Origin of the sequence: Cloacibacillus sp., from assembly GCA_036655895.1 — a bacterium.
Lineage (GTDB): Bacteria > Synergistota > Synergistia > Synergistales > Synergistaceae > JAVVPF01.
The window spans coordinates 92,394-108,459 of sequence record JAVVPF010000004.1 but is presented as its reverse complement, the minus strand read 5'-3'; the positions used below and the strand labels follow the sequence as shown (position 1 = coordinate 108,459).

The 16,066-nt window shown below is 55.0% G+C and carries 13 protein-coding genes; 6 read left to right on the top strand and 7 right to left on the bottom strand.

Annotated elements, in window-relative coordinates; all coding sequences use genetic code 11:
• The coding region (locus RRY12_02710) for an ABC transporter (GenBank protein MEG2183565.1) at nt 1–594 on the top strand (594 nt) is incomplete at its 5' end.
• On the opposite strand, the gene RRY12_02705 is transcribed toward RRY12_02710, so the two are convergent.
• The 7 genes from RRY12_02705 to RRY12_02675 all read right to left on the bottom strand — a co-directional run bounded on the left by RRY12_02705 (nt 583) and on the right by RRY12_02675 (nt 7,748).
• A complete protein-coding gene (locus RRY12_02705; protein ID MEG2183564.1) occupies nt 583–807 on the bottom strand; it encodes a hypothetical protein in 225 nt (74 codons plus the stop codon). The genes RRY12_02710 and RRY12_02705 overlap by 12 nt on opposite strands.
• A gap of 232 nt (nt 808–1,039) precedes the next feature.
• Nucleotides 1,040–1,858 carry an NAD(P)-binding domain-containing protein gene (locus tag RRY12_02700; protein ID MEG2183563.1) on the bottom strand — a complete coding sequence of 273 codons (819 nt, stop codon included), beginning with the start codon at nt 1,856–1,858 and terminating at the stop codon, nt 1,040–1,042.
• A gap of 24 nt (nt 1,859–1,882) precedes the next feature.
• Entirely contained in the window at nt 1,883–3,061 is a 1,179-nt protein-coding gene (locus RRY12_02695; GenBank protein MEG2183562.1) for an MFS transporter, read from the bottom strand.
• Nucleotides 3,058–4,464 carry a Sapep family Mn(2+)-dependent dipeptidase gene (locus tag RRY12_02690; protein MEG2183561.1) on the bottom strand — a complete coding sequence of 469 codons (1,407 nt, stop codon included), beginning with the start codon at nt 4,462–4,464 and terminating at the stop codon, nt 3,058–3,060. The genes RRY12_02695 and RRY12_02690 overlap by 4 nt, the downstream gene beginning before the upstream one ends.
• 6 nt (nt 4,465–4,470) lie before the next feature.
• Nucleotides 4,471–4,785: a pyrimidine/purine nucleoside phosphorylase gene (locus RRY12_02685; protein MEG2183560.1), complete on the bottom strand. Its 315-nt coding sequence runs from the start codon at nt 4,783–4,785 to the stop codon at nt 4,471–4,473.
• Between the two features lie 77 nt (nt 4,786–4,862).
• The gene (locus tag RRY12_02680; GenBank protein MEG2183559.1) at nt 4,863–6,356 is read right to left on the bottom strand and encodes an amino acid carrier protein; all 1,494 of its coding nucleotides are present in this window, start codon (nt 6,354–6,356) and stop codon (nt 4,863–4,865) included.
• A gap of 213 nt (nt 6,357–6,569) precedes the next feature.
• Nucleotides 6,570–7,748, bottom strand: coding sequence for a saccharopine dehydrogenase C-terminal domain-containing protein (locus RRY12_02675; GenBank protein MEG2183558.1), 1,179 nt, complete (start codon nt 7,746–7,748; stop codon nt 6,570–6,572).
• 338 nt (nt 7,749–8,086) lie between these two features.
• On the opposite strand from RRY12_02675, the gene RRY12_02670 reads away from it, so the two are divergent.
• The 5 genes from RRY12_02670 (at nt 8,087) to RRY12_02650 (ending at nt 15,672) form a co-directional block, all read left to right on the top strand.
• Entirely contained in the window at nt 8,087–8,860 is a 774-nt protein-coding gene (locus tag RRY12_02670; protein ID MEG2183557.1) for a FadR/GntR family transcriptional regulator, read from the top strand.
• A gap of 303 nt (nt 8,861–9,163) precedes the next feature.
• Nucleotides 9,164–9,928, top strand: coding sequence for a radical SAM protein (locus RRY12_02665; protein ID MEG2183556.1), 765 nt, complete (start codon nt 9,164–9,166; stop codon nt 9,926–9,928).
• A gap of 14 nt (nt 9,929–9,942) precedes the next feature.
• The gene (locus tag RRY12_02660; protein MEG2183555.1) at nt 9,943–12,321 is read left to right on the top strand and encodes a formate C-acetyltransferase/glycerol dehydratase family glycyl radical enzyme; all 2,379 of its coding nucleotides are present in this window, start codon (nt 9,943–9,945) and stop codon (nt 12,319–12,321) included.
• Between the two features lie 14 nt (nt 12,322–12,335).
• On the top strand, nt 12,336–14,741 hold the full coding sequence (locus RRY12_02655) for a pyruvate formate lyase family protein (GenBank protein ID MEG2183554.1): 2,406 nt from the start codon (nt 12,336–12,338) through the stop codon (nt 14,739–14,741).
• Between the two features lie 4 nt (nt 14,742–14,745).
• Nucleotides 14,746–15,672, top strand: a complete 927-nt coding sequence (locus tag RRY12_02650) for a glycyl-radical enzyme activating protein (GenBank protein ID MEG2183553.1) — start codon at nt 14,746–14,748, stop codon at nt 15,670–15,672.
• The last annotated feature ends 394 nt before the right edge of the window (nt 15,673–16,066 follow it).

Sequence of the window (16,066 nt, the reverse complement as noted above, 5' to 3'; positions counted from 1 at the left end):
CCGCTTTCCGCGCTGGACAGCTTTCTCAGATGGAAGCTCGAGATACGCCTCTCGCGGCTTTTGCGCGAGTTTTCGGGCACTACGCTCTTTGTCTCGCACAACCGCGACGAGGTCTACAGGCTATGCGACAAGGTATGCGTGATAAACGAAGGGCGTTCGGAGCAGGTGCGCTGCGTAAAGGAATTTTTTGAGCGTCCGACAACGATAGCCTCGGCCATTCTTTCTGGCTGCAAGAACTATTCGCGCGTAGAACCGCGTGCAGACGGCCTGCTGCGCGCGCTGGACTGGGGCGCCGATTTCAGATATGACGGGACGGCGCCGCAAGAGACGCGGTATATAGGCGTGCGCGCGCATAATTTCGTCATCGAACACGGCCATGAATATGGTTTGAATATCATAAGAGGAGAGATATCAGAGATACACGAGGATCTTTTTTCTGCGGTGATAAACGTGACGCCGTCCCGCGAAGGCGGAAACGACGTCTATTCTGTGATACGCGCGGAGACTGCGAAAAAGACCGCGGCACAATTCCGCGAGGGAGAGAGCGTCTCCCTCACGGCGCCGGAGCATGCGGTGATGCCGTTATTGGGGTAGTTCCTGAACTATCTCCAGTTCTTCCTGTACGGTCTGGTTGATAGAGGCGTCAGACCATTTCTGCGCGGTCGATGAGAGGTATCCGCTGAAGGCCGAGTCGATAGAGGAGAGGCCCCTGCGGTTCGCTGTCGAGAGCGTCTGGACGTTGACCATCATCACTATCACGGAAACGATCATCAAAAGAGTAAAATGCACCTTATCTTCGTTAGACATAAAAATAAAACCTCCAAATAAAGCGAATAGGATAAATTTGTCGAAGCATAAATTATAAAATAGGTAATAATACTGATTGCTGACGACGTGTCTATTTTATCATCCTTTACTTCTATTCACAACCGTAACCGCACGGCATTTTTGCGCGGGCGGCGCAAAAAGCTCCCGAAGCTCGCGCGGTTGACGCGCGGAGCTCGGGAGCTTTTTTAATTGCTGCAAATGGCGGGAAGAACTACTCTTCGTTAAGCATCTGCGAGATGCTGTCGCTGTAGGCCTTTGTTCTGAGGAAGCCCTCTTCGTAGCATTCCTTGACCGTCGCTTTGAAGGCGTTCTGCTCGAGGTTGTAGAGCTGGCGCACGGAGATGCCGCCGGGGGTGCTTGTCTCTGCAAGCAGGCCGCCGATGTTGTCCTTGTTGTTCTCCCAGACTTTGAGGCATCCTTCGATTGTGCCGAAGGCCATCTTAGCGGCGTTCTTGTGGTCTATGCCAAGAAGCAGCGCGGATTCCACGATGCCCTGGAAGAAGGCGTAGACGGGCGCCGGGCCTGTGAGAGAGGTGATGGCGTTGATCTTGTCTTCGCCGAGCGCGACGCAGACGCCCATGCTCTCAAAGATCGTCATGAGGTCGGCCTTCTGGGCGTCGGATATTTTGTTGTTGAAGGCGACGGCTACGACGCCGTGTCCGATGCGGCTGGGCGGGTTCGGCAGCGCGCGCGCTACCGCGGCTCCCGGGACGTTCTTCTCATAGAGCGCCATGGGAATGCCGGAGGAAATCGAGACTATCGCCTTGCCGGAGAAGTCGTAGGCGGACAGTGTGCGCGCCATTTCGATGGCGTTGTCAGAGCGGACGCACATAAAGACATAATCCGCCGCCGCAACCATGTCGCCCGGCTTCGCGCAGGTCGAAAGGCCGTACTTCTCGTTCATATAGGCAAGACGTTCCGTGCTTACGTCATAGAGGAAAATATCTTTCGCCTTGGCGGCTCCGCTTGCCGTGATCTTCTGGCTCAAAATCTCCGCGATGGCGCCTGAACCCATGAATCCTATCTTCATAATAACCACTCCTGTTTTTAGATTTTAATTTGATCTATAAACCCTCGCGCTCACTGGAACGAGTGCTGAGGATATTACGAACACCGATAAATATAAGAGCCTGTAGGCGGGCCCTGCGCCGCCGGTCAGCTTTATCAAAAATTCCATCGCCACCGGCGTAAGGAAGAAAAGTCCCGAATAGATGAGGCCGAATATGACCGCAAGCCGCGTCACGTTTTTTCTGCCGCCCAAATCAAGCGTCATGCACATAAAGGCGGGGTAGCCGAAGCCCATCCCAACGCCGAAGAGGAAGCCGCATATCATAAGCGCGGCTGGCGTAGAGGCGAATGTCATCGTAAACATCATAGCCGCCGTAAGAGCGCATGCGCCCGAGGCGCATATCTTTCGCGGAAGCAGGTCTATCAGCCGTCCGCAGAAGATCCTGAAGATGAGCGCCGTAGCCGCAGATACGCTGAAAAAATATGAGGCGGCCATCCCTATCTCCTTCGCCAGTTGGACGAACGTGAGCTGGCCCGCGTCCGTCAGGGCAAAGAGCGCGGCGGAGAGCGCAAAAAGCTGTATCTTCGGCTCTTTGAGCAGCGCGGCGTAGGAGAGCGCCTTTTCCTCATTTTCCTGCGCGCCGCCGCCTTTTATGCCGGGCAGCCTCAGAACCGCCCAAAAGCCAACTGCTACGAGAAGCGGGAAAAAGAAGATATATGTCTTAAAAAAGCCGTGTCCTATCAAATATTCCATCGGAGGCACGACGACGAGCGACGGCAGGCTGTACGCGGTGGTGATGAGCGCGATGCTGTAGCCCCTTATGTGCTCCGGTATAAATTCTCTCTCATAGGCGGTGAGCGAGACGCCCACCATGCTCAGCCCTAGGCCCGCAAGCCCCCGCCAAAAAATAACCTGATTTATCGAAACAGCGGCGGCTGCCACGCCTGCGGCGCTTATAAAAAAGCAGATATAGCCGCAGCGCAGCATCCATTCGTCCCCGATCCTCTGTTCCACCGCAGGTATAAACGGACGGATGACGAAAGAGACGCCGTAACAGACCCCCATCGCAGCGCCTCCAAGAAGCCCCGCCGCTATCCCGCTGCCTTCAAGGTACGGCAGCAGAAAGTAGTAGCCGCTCTCCAAAGAGGCGCTAATGAAGGTGATGAGGAAAAATATCAGTATATATTTATAAGCTCTTCGGATATCTCCGAAGTTGTCCGTCATTTTGCCATTTCCCAGATGGCGTAGGCCATGAGCCGCGTGCTCTCCATCAGGTTTGTTATGAGCAGACGTTCGTTCGCGCCGTGCGCGCGGTCGTCCTCGTCGTCAAAGGTGGCGCCGTAGGGGACCATGTTCGGCATTCTCTTTGAATACGTGCCGCCGCACATGCTGACCAGCGTCGCCTCTTTGCCCGTGGCGTTGGAATAGCCCGCCTGGAGCGTCTTTATGAGCGGATGGTTCGGCGAGTAGTACATAGGCGCGGTCTCGGCGAACGGTTCAAAGCTCGCGCCGGCCTGCGTAAAATTATCGCACATGACGGTGCGCACCTGGTCGAAGGTAATGGTCTCCGCGGGGATGTATATGCCGCAGGTGACGGTCATGCCGGAGGCGTCGCCCTCGATCATGGCGAGGTTCACCGTGATGTTGCCGCAGTGCAGATGCGAGGCCTTGATGCCTAAAGAGGCGCCGTCGGACTCAACGCCGAACTTTGTGGCGAGAAATTCGATGAAAGCGCCCGCTTCGCCTTCAAGCTTCGCTTTGTTAAGCAGAACAAGGAGCCTGCCCGCGGCGTTTGCCCCAAGTGACGGAAGCGTCGCGTGTGCCGCTTTGCCGGCGACTGCAAGAGTGAGGCGCCCCTCTTCTGAACGCAGCGAGATTTCCCAGCCCTTTGTGCGCGCCGCCTTGGCAAGAATGGCCGCCGCCGCGTCAAGCGCGGAGCGCGCGCCAACAAGCACCGCCTCCGCGTGCGCGGGAACGGAGCCAAGGGATTCTCCACCCGAGACGCTCTCTAGCCGAAGCGGCGCCTCGGTTCCGTCTGAAAAGCTGGCGCGGCCTTTGAACTTTATAGTTCCCTTTTCGGTGTTGACGACGGGGTAGGCCCCGTCCGGCGTAAAGGCGTAGAGGGGCGGCTTTTCCGACGCGAGATAGGCCGCGACGTCGCGCATCTTGCCGCTTTCCTCGTCCATGCCGAAAATTATACGCACCCTCTTTGAAAGGGGGACGCCAAGCTCAGCCACCGCCTTCAAGGCAAAGAGCGTTGAAAAAAGCGGCCCTTTGTCGTCCTGCGTGCCGCGGCCCAGAATGTAGCCGTTCTTCACCTGGCCGCAGAAAGGATCGAAGACCCAGCCCTCTCCCGGGGGTACGACGTCGAGATGGCCCATCGCCGCCACGTATTCGTCGCCCTCTCCGTACTCGGCCCAGCAGACTTTGCCGTCAAGGTCGCGCACGGTAAAGCCTAAGTGTTGCGCGCAGCCCATCGCGTGGTCGGCGGCGCGCGCTATTTCAAGCCCGTAGGGAAAGCCGCTTGCGTCCTCTTTATAGAGGCTAGCTATCTGCGTGCTTTCGCAGACGCATTGAACCAGCTTCGGAAGATATGACTTTACCAGTCTGTCCAGTTTGGCGTCCATTTTTTTCTACAGGAAATCGCAGACGTATTCCGATATTTCGGAGCAGCGCACCTTAAATACTGTGTTTTCTGGAACGTCGTAGGATTCGCCGGTCTTCACAAGACGCCAGCAGTTCTCCTGCGGGAAAAATACTTCGACCGCGCCCGCCGTCATGACGACGGTTTCCGCGCCGTCCGAATGGAACTCAAACTCGCCAGGAAGATATACGCCCAGCGTCTGGAGCCTGCCGTCGGGGTATCTCAGAGTGCGGCTCTGCACCTTGCCCTCACAATAAATATTAACCAGCGTCTTTACGTCAACAGATTTAACAAACTCACTCATAGTCATTCTCCTTTGCAAAAATGAGGAGAAGAAAAATCCTCTCCCCATTGAAATTATATTTTCTTAAAATTCTTCGCCTATTCTTCCGGCAGCGCGTCTTTGGCGCCTGAAAGTTTCGCAGCCTTGCGGGCGGTCTTTTCAGGGTCAAGATAGTTCGTTTCAAATTCGCGTACAAGCTTGAAGATGATCGGCGAAAGCAGCGTCAGCGCTATCACGTTTACGTAGACGGGAAGAGCTGACTGTATGTCGAGCATCATCCACACCACCGAAGGAACCGTTCCGTGATAGAAGAAGAACATGGAGACGCAGAGGGGTACCAGCGGGCCGGTGTAGCGGACAAACTTCACATACTTCATGCGCTCCTCGTGCGACTTTTTGGAGACGCAGTAGACGATGAGCGATTCAAGATATGAGAACCAGCCCGTAGTCGTCGTCAGCGAGAAGATTATCATGAAGAAGGCGAGCATGTGGGGAGCGTATCCGCCGAAGGCCATTCCAAGAGCTTCGCCGACAGAGCCCGCGCCGCCGCGTCCCGTTTGCCACGCGCCTGTGATGATGACCATGAGCCCCGTCACCGTGCAGACGACCATCGTGTCCATGAATACTTCCATCGCGCCCCAAAGTCCCTGACGTCCGGGATGGTCTACGTCAACCGCCGCGTGGATGATGGGCGAGCTGCCCCAGCCGGCTTCGTTGCTGTAAACGCTTCTTGCGACGCCGACCTGCACTACCTTCATGACCGTGACTCCAGCAAATCCGCCGATTGCCGCGTATGGGTTAAAGGCATAGTAGAAGATGGATTTTATCGCGATGATCGTTTCCGGGATATTTTTGAAGATGATGAAAAGTCCGGCTGCGAGATAGGCGAGCACCATTGCGGGGACCGCGCTTTCTGCGAACTTTACGATGCGCGGGATGCCTCCGAGGACGATTATGTAGCATACGCCCGTGTAGGCGATGGCGCAGCAGATCGCCGCGGTGCCGGAGAGCTTAAAGGCGCTCTGCAAAGCTTCGACTATCGTGTAGGGGCCAGGCGCGAAATAGAAGGAGCCTATCATCGTGGCTGTGAAGAGTCCTGAGAGTATCTTGCACCATTTCCAGCCCTTGCCTTCGATGAGAGCCTTCTGTATATAGAAGGCGGCGCTGCCGTAGGAGGTGCCGTCTTCATAACGCTGTTTGTACTGCTGAGCCAGGATTATTTCGCTCATCTTCGTAACCATGCCGACGACTGCCGCCATCCACATCCAAAAGAGAGCGCCGGGGCCGCCGATCGCGATAGCGCTTGCTACGCCCGCGATGTTGCCGTTGCCGACCGTTCCGCCAAGAGCTGTGGCGAATGCGCCGAATGATGAAACCTTGCTTACCTTTGCGTTTGGATCTTTTTTACGGAAAAGTCCGCCGAGTGTGTTTGAAAAAATGTCTCCGAACCTTCTGATCTGAAAAAAACGAGTTCCGATAGTAAGATAAAGGCCGAGCAAAAGGAACATTATCGCAAAATATTTATTCCATAATACCGTCCATGCCACGTACTCCAGTGCTGCTTCTATCTGCTTTGCTACAGTTGCATCCATGCCGTTCAGACCTCCTAGATTTTTGAAGAAGAAAAGAAAAGATGTTCCTACGCATTTCAGTAAATAATTTGTAAAACAATTACCAGGGACAGAAGTTACAATTTATTACACTTACATTATTAATAATGTGATATAGTAGAGACGCAAACGTTACTGCTTTATTAACAAAGCGCAGACGAGAAGTTGCCTCTTCCCGTCTGCGCGTCGTTTATTCTATTTTTCCCAGAGAGCTACGTTCTTTTCGACTTCGACCTTTTCTTTGTAGAAAATGCCGCGCTTTGCCTGCTCCGCCATGACCCAGTTGTAGAACTCGTCATCCTTCGCAAGATGCTCTGCGGAGAGCATTCCCTTGCCGGTCAGCTTGCCTTCGACCATCGCGCGCGCGAATATTCCGCAGGTGCAGGCCGTCGTCCATGCCATTGAGGTGTAACCGGTCTCGGGGATCTCTTTCTGCGCGATCTCCCATGTGTAGGTGACGCGGTCGCCGTCTTTGATGCCCTTTACGACGATCTTCATGACAGACATGTCGACTTCGCCGGGCTGACGCTCATAGGCCTTTGAGAATACGTCGATGAGGATGTCGCGGGGGACCTGCTTCACTTTGCCGAGCATTCTCTCTTCCTTGTCGAAGAGGTTCAGCTCGTTGAGGAGGCGCATCTGCGCGGCGAGTCCGGGCCAGCGTACGGTGTAGGCCGCCATCTCGGGCACGTCGTGGAAGCTGCGGAAGAGGCTGCCCAGTCCGTTGCTGGTGAAGCACTCAAGGTGCTTGAAATCTTCTATTGCAAAGTCCATAACTTCGCTGAGCGCGGGGATGACCATCTCTTTGCCTTCGCGCACAACTGTTGTGGGCTGGTTGAACTGGTTGAGGTTGTCAGAGATCGACCATGTTGTGAAGTAGTTGAACGGGGGGCGCGGATCAACGGGAAGACCGCCGCCGACATATACGTACATCTCTTCGCATTTGTCGAGCTTGTAGTAGCCGCGGCCGCCGAAGAAGTTGCTCATTCCGGGCTCGAAGCCTATCATGGAAATGCCAAGTCCGCCCGTTTCCAGTCCGATCTCATGGAAGGGGGCGTCAGCGCGGCCGTGCATGCTGGAGACGTTGGCAAGTTTCTTTCCAAGCTCCATAGCGATCTGCGTCACTTTGTAGCCAACGGTGCCGGGCATTGCCGCTGTGATGATGTCGCAGTCCTCAGAAAGTTTAGCAATAAGTTCCTTATCGGTGGCGGAACCCTGTACAGTCTGGACTCCCGGGAAAAGACGTCTTGCCTCCGCAAGATTGTCCTCGCTCATATCCAGTACAACGAAATCAAAATCGCTGATCATATCATGGATGATGCAGCGTCCTACCATACCCGCGCCGATCTGTAGTGCCTTTTTCTTTGATGCCATGTGAACTCCCCCTATTTGAGTAATAGATTATAAATACAGAGCTTTATGGATACGCTGTATACCTTTTGCTGAAATTTGGTAGTACCATAGGTTCAGCCAGCGTGGATAGAATATAGCATCTGATTCAACGGACGTCAAGTATTTAAATTTTGAGTTGAAACTGTACAATTTATTTATATAGACAGAGGTGACATTCTTATTTAAAAGTGATATAAACCTACTGGTATTGCCACTGGCTTGTTTTTAAAATTCAGCTATACTTATATGGCAACAATTATGCTTTACTGGAAAAAATTAGCGGATAATCTTTCCCTGAAACGGGATGAGCGGGGGGCGCCATGTTCAATATCAACGCTGCGGAGAAAAAAGATAGCAAAAAGACGATCGTTCTGGAAAAACTGCGCGAACTGATAGATTCCAACACTCTTAAAGAGGGCGACAAGCTCCCCTCGGAGAGGGAGCTGGCTCAGATGCTCAGCGTGAGCAGAAACGTTCTGCGCGAAGCGGTCATCTCTCTTGCGGCGGAGGGCATCATCGAGGTGCGCGAACGTCAGGGCATCTTCATAAGGAGCCTCAAGGAATTTGGGATGCTGGACTCCCTTCAGAGCCTGCAAATGCTGCCGGCGGATTTTGTGTCGTATCAGCTTGAGGTGAGGACGATAATCTCCGTGCCGGCGGCGCGCCTTGCAGCGCAGCGCAGGACGGACGAGGATATCGTAAAACTGCATGAATGCTACGAGAATTTTGCCGCCTGCCCGTACGGCACGCCGGAGGAGCTTACGCAGAACGGAAAGTGGGAGGCGCTCCTTCACAACCTCGTCACAGAGGCGGCGCACAATCCGATTCTTTCGCGCCTCAACGAAAGCATCAACAGCCTCGTCGAGCGCAACAACATGCTGGTCCACCCAAACCTTATGCACGAAGCGGGCTGGATGCAGAAGCTTCAGTCCGACCACGCGGTCATAATAAAGGCCATTGAGGATAAAAATTCCGCACTGGCCGGAGATACTTTGCAGAGGCACATGCTTGAGTCTGTCCAGGTGATGATAAAAAAACATCCCGAGATGATCAAGGCAATTTCCAGCCCCTATTGGTCTATGGTAAAAGAGTAGGCCGCAGGCCACAGCCTCCATTTGTTTTATGAGCTGCCGCATTCGGGCGCAAAGGCGTTTTGACAAGCGCATTTCGCAGCCGCGCGGCAGCTTTTTTGATTCTTTTTTGCTCCCTGCGCGCGGCGTCGAGGCACGACCCGGCCTTCCGTGCTGAAAAGGCGGTTTAAGGTCATACACAGACGGCCCGTTTACGCTTTTTCTTCTTGTCGTTATTGCTTGACAATCCAAACGATTGTTTTATAATGATTTTATAAAACGCTGGTAGTGCCTATGGTACTACCAAAAAAGAAAAGAGGGAAGCTAATGGCGGAAGGGTTGATCTTTAATATTGCTCGATATGCCGTCCACGACGGGCCGGGCATAAGGACCACGGTATTCCTCAAAGGCTGCCCCATGCGGTGCCTCTGGTGCTGCAGCCCTCAATCTCAAAGTTTTGAAATAGAAAAATCAAAAAGTGGGAAGGTCTTTGGAAGCGTCGTCTCTGCGGACGAACTTTTTTCAAAGGTGAGTCGCGACGCTCCGTTTTGGCGGCGCTCTGGCGGCGGTATTACGCTGTCAGGCGGAGAGGTCTTCTCTCAGCCTGAATTTGCCGCTGAGTTTCTTGATATATGCCGCGCGCATTACGTGCACACGGCTATAGAAAGCTGCCTCTGCGCGCCGCTCGCTGACTTAAAGCGCGTCGCGCAAAAGGCCGACCTCATCCAGTTGGACATAAAGGCGATGGACCCGTCGCTTCATAAAAAGCTGACTGGGTTTGACAACGAGGGGATACTGAGCGGCGCGGAATATATTTTGAAGAGCGACGCCGCGGCGCTGCTTCGTTTTCCGCTTGTGCCAGGGTGCAATGACGCGAAGGAGGAGCTTGAACGCCTTGGTGCCTTCGCAGCGGCTGCGCGTCCCGGCGCGTCGGTTGAAATATTGCGTTATCACCGCCTCGGCGTCGGGCTTTATGAGGAGCTGGGCAGGAACTACGCGCTCGCCGACACGCTGCCCCCAAGCGACGCTCAGTACAACGACGCGGTAACTATCCTAAAAAAATACGACCTTAATATAATTGAACAAAAATAGTGGGAGGATGCAGCATGAGAGCCAGCAGAGAAGAAACCATATCACGTATTTCCGGCATGAAAAAGAGAATGATAACGGAGCGCCCGACGGAGCTTTTGCCGGAACGCGCTCTGCTTGTCACAGAGGCCTACAAGCTCTGGGCAGCGGAACCGCCTGTTTTGAAACGCGCCTATACGCTGCGTCATGTGCTCGAAAATATGACGCTCTTCATCGACGAGCAGGAGCTTTTCGTCGGGCACAATTCGCCTAAGCCGCGTTCGCCCATCGCCTGCCCTGAGCTTGGCGCGCGCTGGATTCTGGCGGACCTCGACAATTTCGCAAACCGTCCCGCGGACTCAATAGGGCTTACAGATGAAAATAAGGAGATACTGCGCAAGTGCCTCGAGGGCTGGCAGGACGCTTCGCTTGACTCAGTGACCAACGGCCTCGTTTCCGATGAGACGAAAGAGGCCATCGCCGACCACATGATCACGGTGGGCGCGCAGGGAACGGCGCACGGCAATATTGCGATAAACAATAAAAAGCTGCTTGAAAAGGGGCTTCGCGGCATCATTGAAGAGGCTGACGCAAAGCTTTCCACGTTCCGTCCCGCCTGCGCGGCGGACGGCGCGAAGGTGGATTTCTGGCGCGCGGCTAAGATCTCATGCGAAGCGGTCATCGCCTTTGCGCATCGTTACGCGGACGAGGCGGAAAAGCTCGCCGCCGAATGTGCGGACGACAAGCGCCGCACGGAGCTTGCCGACATTGCGGCTATGCTGCGCCGCGTGCCCGAGCATCCCGCGCGCAGTTTCCGCGAGGCGCTGCAAAGCGTATGGCTCATCTATGTCGTCACTCAGATAGAAGCGGACCCGCACGCCATGCTGCTGGGGCGTTTTGACCAGTATATGTATCCGTTCTATAAAAAGGACAAAGAAGACGGCGTCCTCACTGATGAAGAGGCTGTGGAGCTTCTCGCGCATATATGGATAAAATGCACTGCGATAATAAAGCTGATGGATTCAGTGACGACGCGCACCTTCGCCGGTTTTCCGCTATTTCAGAATATAACGCTGGGCGGTCAGGGGCCGCGCGGCGAGGACGTCTGCAACGAGCTTACGCAGCTCGTCATGGAGGCGGCGGGCATCGCGCGCGTTCCGCAGCCGTCGCTTTCGTTCCGCTACCACAACAAGGTCGACCAGGGCGCGCTCATCAAGGCCTGCGAGACGATAAAGCTGGGGCTCGGCTATCCGGCGGTGATGAACGACAACTGCATCATCCCAAAACACCTCATCCGCGGCGCTACTCTCGAAGAGGCGCGCGGCTACTGCATGAACTGCGTGGAGTCGGACATAGAGGGCGCCTGCGACTCGCGCTCAAACGGCGGCTACGTGAACCTGCCCAAGGCATTCCTGCTTGCTTTGAACGACGGCGCGGACCCCGAGAGCGGAAAGCAGGTTGGGCCGCATACGGGACGCCTTGAAGATTTCAAGGATTTCGACGGGTTGTTTGGCGCCTTTGAAAAACAGGTGGCGCACTTCGTCGAGCTTATAGTACGCGCCTATGACCTAATAGACGGGGCGCACGCCTCGCACGCGCCGGAACCCTTCACCTCCGCGATGCTGGACGACTGCATCGCGACTGGCGTAACGCGCCAGGCGGGCGGCGTCCGTTACAACTTCTCCGGCATCTTCGGAGTAGGCCTGGCCTCGCTTGCGGACGCGATGGCCGCCGTGAGAAAGACCGTCTTTGACGACGAAAGCGTCGGCCCCAAGGCGATGCTTGCCGCGCTCAAAAATAATTTCGCGGGAGCGGAGGCCGTTAAAAAACTCTGCGAAGCCGCGCCAAAGTTCGGCAACGACGACGATTACGCAGACCTGCTTGCGCGGGACGCGTCGCATATCTTCTGCCGCGAAGTGACGCAGTATCCCTGTATGCGCGGAGGCTTCTACATACCGGAGCTGCATTCAGTCTCTACGCACGTCTATTTCGGCGAGCTGACTGGAGCCACGCCCGACGGAAGAGAGGCGGCCATTCCCTTCTCGGACGGAGCCTCTCCGGCTGGCGGACGCGACACAAACGGCCCTACCGCGGCTGTGCTTTCCATGAGCAAGATAGACCACATGGAGGTGCTCCAGGGCGTCCTTTATAATCAGAAATTCTCGCCGTCGCTTCTGTCCGCACCAAACTCCGCCGCCATCCTCGCGGATTACGTGCGCACATGGTGCGATTTGGGCGGCCATCATATACAATTCAACATAGTCTCGTCCGAAGATCTTCGTGAGGCGCAGAGCCGCCCCGAGGAGCACAGAGACCTCATCGTTCGCGTCGCAGGCTACAGCGCCTATTTCGCGGAGCTCAACGAAAACACTCAGAACGAGATAATTTCAAGAACAGAATACGAAGAGATGAACTAGGGAGGCTGACTGTGATGGAAAATATGGAAGAAAAAAGCCCGAAATACATGGAACGCATAAACAGGCTAAAGGCGAAAGTCTTTGAGACCTATCCCGAAATAGACCTTGAGGACGCGAAGCTGCTGACGCAGAGCTTTGTAGAAACTCAGGGGGAGAACCTCGTCACGCGCAAGGCGAAGGCCTTCCTGAAGCAGTGCCGCGAAAAGAGCGTCAAAATATGGGACGACGAGCTGATCGTTGGAAACGCCGGCAGCAAGATACGCGGCGGCATACTTTCCGCGGACGTCTGCTGGTCGGTGCTCGACCGCGAGCTTGAAACTATAAATACGCGCAGCTACGACAAGTTCAAACTGCTGCCCGAGGATAAAAAAGACTTTGAAGAGATAATCCGTCCCTATTGGAAGGGGCGTTCCAACTACGAAGAGTGGCTTGCGCGCATCCCGCAGGACGTGGCGGCGCTTCGCGACAACGGAGCGCTCTACATCGACAAAAAGGCCGTGCGCGGCTGGGGCGAGGTGACGGCGGGCTACGAATGGTTCATCAACAACGGCGTGGAAGGCCTGCGCAAGAGGATACTTGATCGCAAAGCGAAGCTGGACGCCACCATTCCAGGAGACTACGAAAAAGAGGTCTATCTTGACGCGCTGCTTGTCGTCTGCGAAGGCATGGAGACGCTTGCCGAACGCTACGCCGCTGAAGCCGACAGACTTGCCGCGGCGGAACCCGTGGCCGCGCGCAGAGCGGAGCTTCGCGAAATAGCGCGGATATGCCGCCGCGTGCCAGCCTACCCTGCGCGCACCTTCCGCGAGGCGATGCAGTCATTCTATTTCTATCAGATATGCATATTCATGGAACAGAACGCCGCCGCCTACAATCCGGGGCGCATGGACCAGTACCTCTATCCGTTTTACAAGGCGGACGTAGCGGCGGGACGCCTTACGCCAGAACAGGCGCAGGAACTTTTCGGCTGCCTCTGGGTAAAATTCTCCGAGCCGTGCCTCTTCCAGGATGAAAAGTCCGCGGAATACGCCTCTGGATACCCGATGTTCCAGAACCTCTGCGCCGGCGGCGTAGACAAGATGGGACGAGACGCGGTAAACGACCTTTCATACATGATACTTCAGGCCACGATGGATACGCAGCTTTACCAGCCCTCGCTTTCCGTGCGCTACAACATGGCCAAGAACCCCAACTCCTTCCTGCGCAAGATAGTAGAACTCATGGCGATGGGAACGGGCTTCCCCGCCTTCCACAACGACGAGGTTGGCATCCGTATGCTGATGAACAAGGGCATCCCCATCCGCGAGGCGCTTGACTGGAACCCCGGCGGCTGCGTCGAGACGAACCTCGCAGGAAAAGTGCGCGGATATTCGGCGCTTGCGGACATAAACCTCGGCAGCGTCGTAGAATTTGTGCTGCTTAACGGAAAATGCAGAAAGAGCGGAAAACTGGCTGGCGCGCAGACGGGCGACCCCACGAGCTTTGGAACATTTGAAGACTTTATGGCGGCGCTCAAAGCGCAGCTCCATTACGTGATAAAGGTCGTCGTCAAGGCAAGCCACATCATCGACGAAATATGCCTTGAACGCCCCGTGCCCGCGCTCTCTGTAAGCTTCGAAGAATGTATCGAAAACGCGAAAGACTACGCCTGGGGCGGTGCGAAATACAACACCGGAAACGGCATAATCTGCATCGGCGTATCTGACCTCATAAACAGCGTGGCCGCGATAAAACATCTCGTCTACGATACGAAGAGCGTCACGATGGCGGGCCTTCTGAACGCGCTCTCCTGCGATTTCGAGGACTCCCCCGAAGTGCTCAAAGCCTGCTGTGAAGCGCCGAAATTCGGCAACGACGACACAGCCGTCGACGGCCTTGCGGCGGAGCTCTTCTCCTATATTGCGGACGAGATAGAAAGCTACAGGAGCAAATTCGGCGTCATGACCCCAGGCATCCTGCCAGTCTCCGGCAACACCCCATTTGGCGTCGAAGTTGGGGCGCTCCCGTCGGGACGCCGCGCTGGAAAGCCGCTCGCCGACGGCGTAAGCCCAAGCGGCGGCACGGACCTCAACGGCCCCACCGCTGTGCTGAAATCGGTGGCCAACATCCCGCACGACCGCTTTGTGCAGGGCACGCTTCTTAACATGAAGCTCGACCCGGAGATGATAAACAACGAAAACGGCATTCGTCAGGTAATGGCGATGCTCAAAAGCCTCTGCTCGCTTGGCGTCTATCACGTGCAGTTCAACGTCGTAGACCAGAAGAAACTGCTTGAGGCTCAGGCGCGCCCGGAAGAATACAGAAATCTCCTCGTCCGCGTCGCCGGCTACACTGCCTTCTTCGTAGAGCTTGGCAAAGAGGTGCAGGATGACATAATAGCGAGGACCGTCCAGCACGACAACTGCGTCAGCTGCGGCTAAGGCGATGGCGTCAAAGGGAAGCGTCCTAAGAATAGAAAAAAGCTCAATATACGACGGGGACGGTCTTCGCACCGTCCTCTTCCTGAAGGGCTGCCCGCTGCGCTGCCTCTGGTGCTCGACGCCGGAGTCTCAGCGCGTGGAGCCGGAGCGAGGCATAAACCGTGACAAATGCACCGGCTGCGGCAAATGCGCGCAAAGCTGCGCACGCGCGGCTATAACGATGCGCGGCGGACGCCCTGAAATTGACGCTGCGAAGTGCGTCGGCTGCCTTGAATGCGTCAAAATTTGTCCGTCGGCCGCGGTCGCCGGATACGGTTTTCAGATGACGGCGGACGAGGCCGTGCGCGAAATAGCAAAAGACGAGCTTTTTTACTTCCACTCAGGCGGCGGCGTCACAATAAGCGGCGGTGAGCCGCTTATGCAGAGCGCCTTCGTGCGCGAAGTCTTTGAAGGCTGCGCAAAACGCGGCATCGACTGCGCGATGGAAAGCAGCTTTCACGCGCCGTGGAGCGAGATAGAACCGCTTCTGCCGCTTCTGTCGCTTCTGCACGTTGACATCAAACACCCAAACAACGCCCGCCACAAAGAACTGACAGGCATAGGCAACGGCCTTATTTTAGAAAACATCCGCCGCGCGGACGCCTCCAAAAATAACATAGGCATTGTGACGCGCACCCCGCTCATCCCAGGAATAAACGACGCGGACGAAGATATCGCGGAGCTTGCCGAAATAGTAAAAGGCATAAAAAAACTGCGCTTCATGGAATTTCTGGCATATCACAAACTAGGCGCCGAAACCTACAAACGCCTCGAAAAAACCTACCTCCTGCCCGACGTAAAGACCCCCGAGGCCCACCACATGCGCCAAAAAGCGCAGCTATTCAAAAAATTGTCCGGAGTAGAGGTGAAGGTGAACGGGGAGAGGGTGTAGGAAGGCGTTGAGTTGGGTATAATGGAGTAATAAACAAGCGGCGCTCAATGAGCGCCGCGATTTGTCTTTAGCATTGTTCCCGCAGCAACAGAATTGCAAAACTCCAAATAGTGCAGCGTGTAAATGTCTTTTCAAATAACGTCTATGTATTATAATACAGCGGATGCGAGGGACAGGCCAATAGAAACTTCGCTGTCGCGGCCCGTATGGACTGCGTGGATTAAAATATATAATGTTGAAGATGTATTAAATCTTAAATGAAGAGCGCGCGCCTACTATTGTAGGTGCGCGCTCTTCATTTAAAATGCGGTATTTATAAGGTCCTACAACATTAAAGATAATTAAATTATAATAGTCATATAATGTTGAAGTTTATTAATCTTATTGACGAGGA

Excerpts from the sequence above, each read along its gene's own strand:
- RRY12_02650 (MEG2183553.1), top strand. The coding sequence starts at position 14,746 with ATGGCGTCAAAGGGAAGCGTCCTAAGAATAGAAAAAAGCTCAATATAC.
- RRY12_02675 (MEG2183558.1), bottom strand. The coding sequence starts at position 7,748 with ATGGCATCAAAGAAAAAGGCACTACAGATCGGCGCGGGTATGGTAGGA.
- RRY12_02670 (MEG2183557.1), top strand. The coding sequence starts at position 8,087 with ATGTTCAATATCAACGCTGCGGAGAAAAAAGATAGCAAAAAGACGATC.
- RRY12_02680 (MEG2183559.1), bottom strand. The coding sequence starts at position 6,356 with ATGGATGCAACTGTAGCAAAGCAGATAGAAGCAGCACTGGAGTACGTG.
- RRY12_02660 (MEG2183555.1), top strand. The coding sequence starts at position 9,943 with ATGAGAGCCAGCAGAGAAGAAACCATATCACGTATTTCCGGCATGAAA.
- RRY12_02705 (MEG2183564.1), bottom strand. The coding sequence starts at position 807 with ATGTCTAACGAAGATAAGGTGCATTTTACTCTTTTGATGATCGTTTCC.
- RRY12_02690 (MEG2183561.1), bottom strand. The coding sequence starts at position 4,464 with ATGGACGCCAAACTGGACAGACTGGTAAAGTCATATCTTCCGAAGCTG.
- RRY12_02700 (MEG2183563.1), bottom strand. The coding sequence starts at position 1,858 with ATGAAGATAGGATTCATGGGTTCAGGCGCCATCGCGGAGATTTTGAGC.
- RRY12_02695 (MEG2183562.1), bottom strand. The coding sequence starts at position 3,061 with ATGACGGACAACTTCGGAGATATCCGAAGAGCTTATAAATATATACTG.
- RRY12_02655 (MEG2183554.1), top strand. The coding sequence starts at position 12,336 with ATGGAAAATATGGAAGAAAAAAGCCCGAAATACATGGAACGCATAAAC.
- RRY12_02685 (MEG2183560.1), bottom strand. The coding sequence starts at position 4,785 with ATGAGTGAGTTTGTTAAATCTGTTGACGTAAAGACGCTGGTTAATATT.
- RRY12_02665 (MEG2183556.1), top strand. The coding sequence starts at position 9,164 with ATGGCGGAAGGGTTGATCTTTAATATTGCTCGATATGCCGTCCACGAC.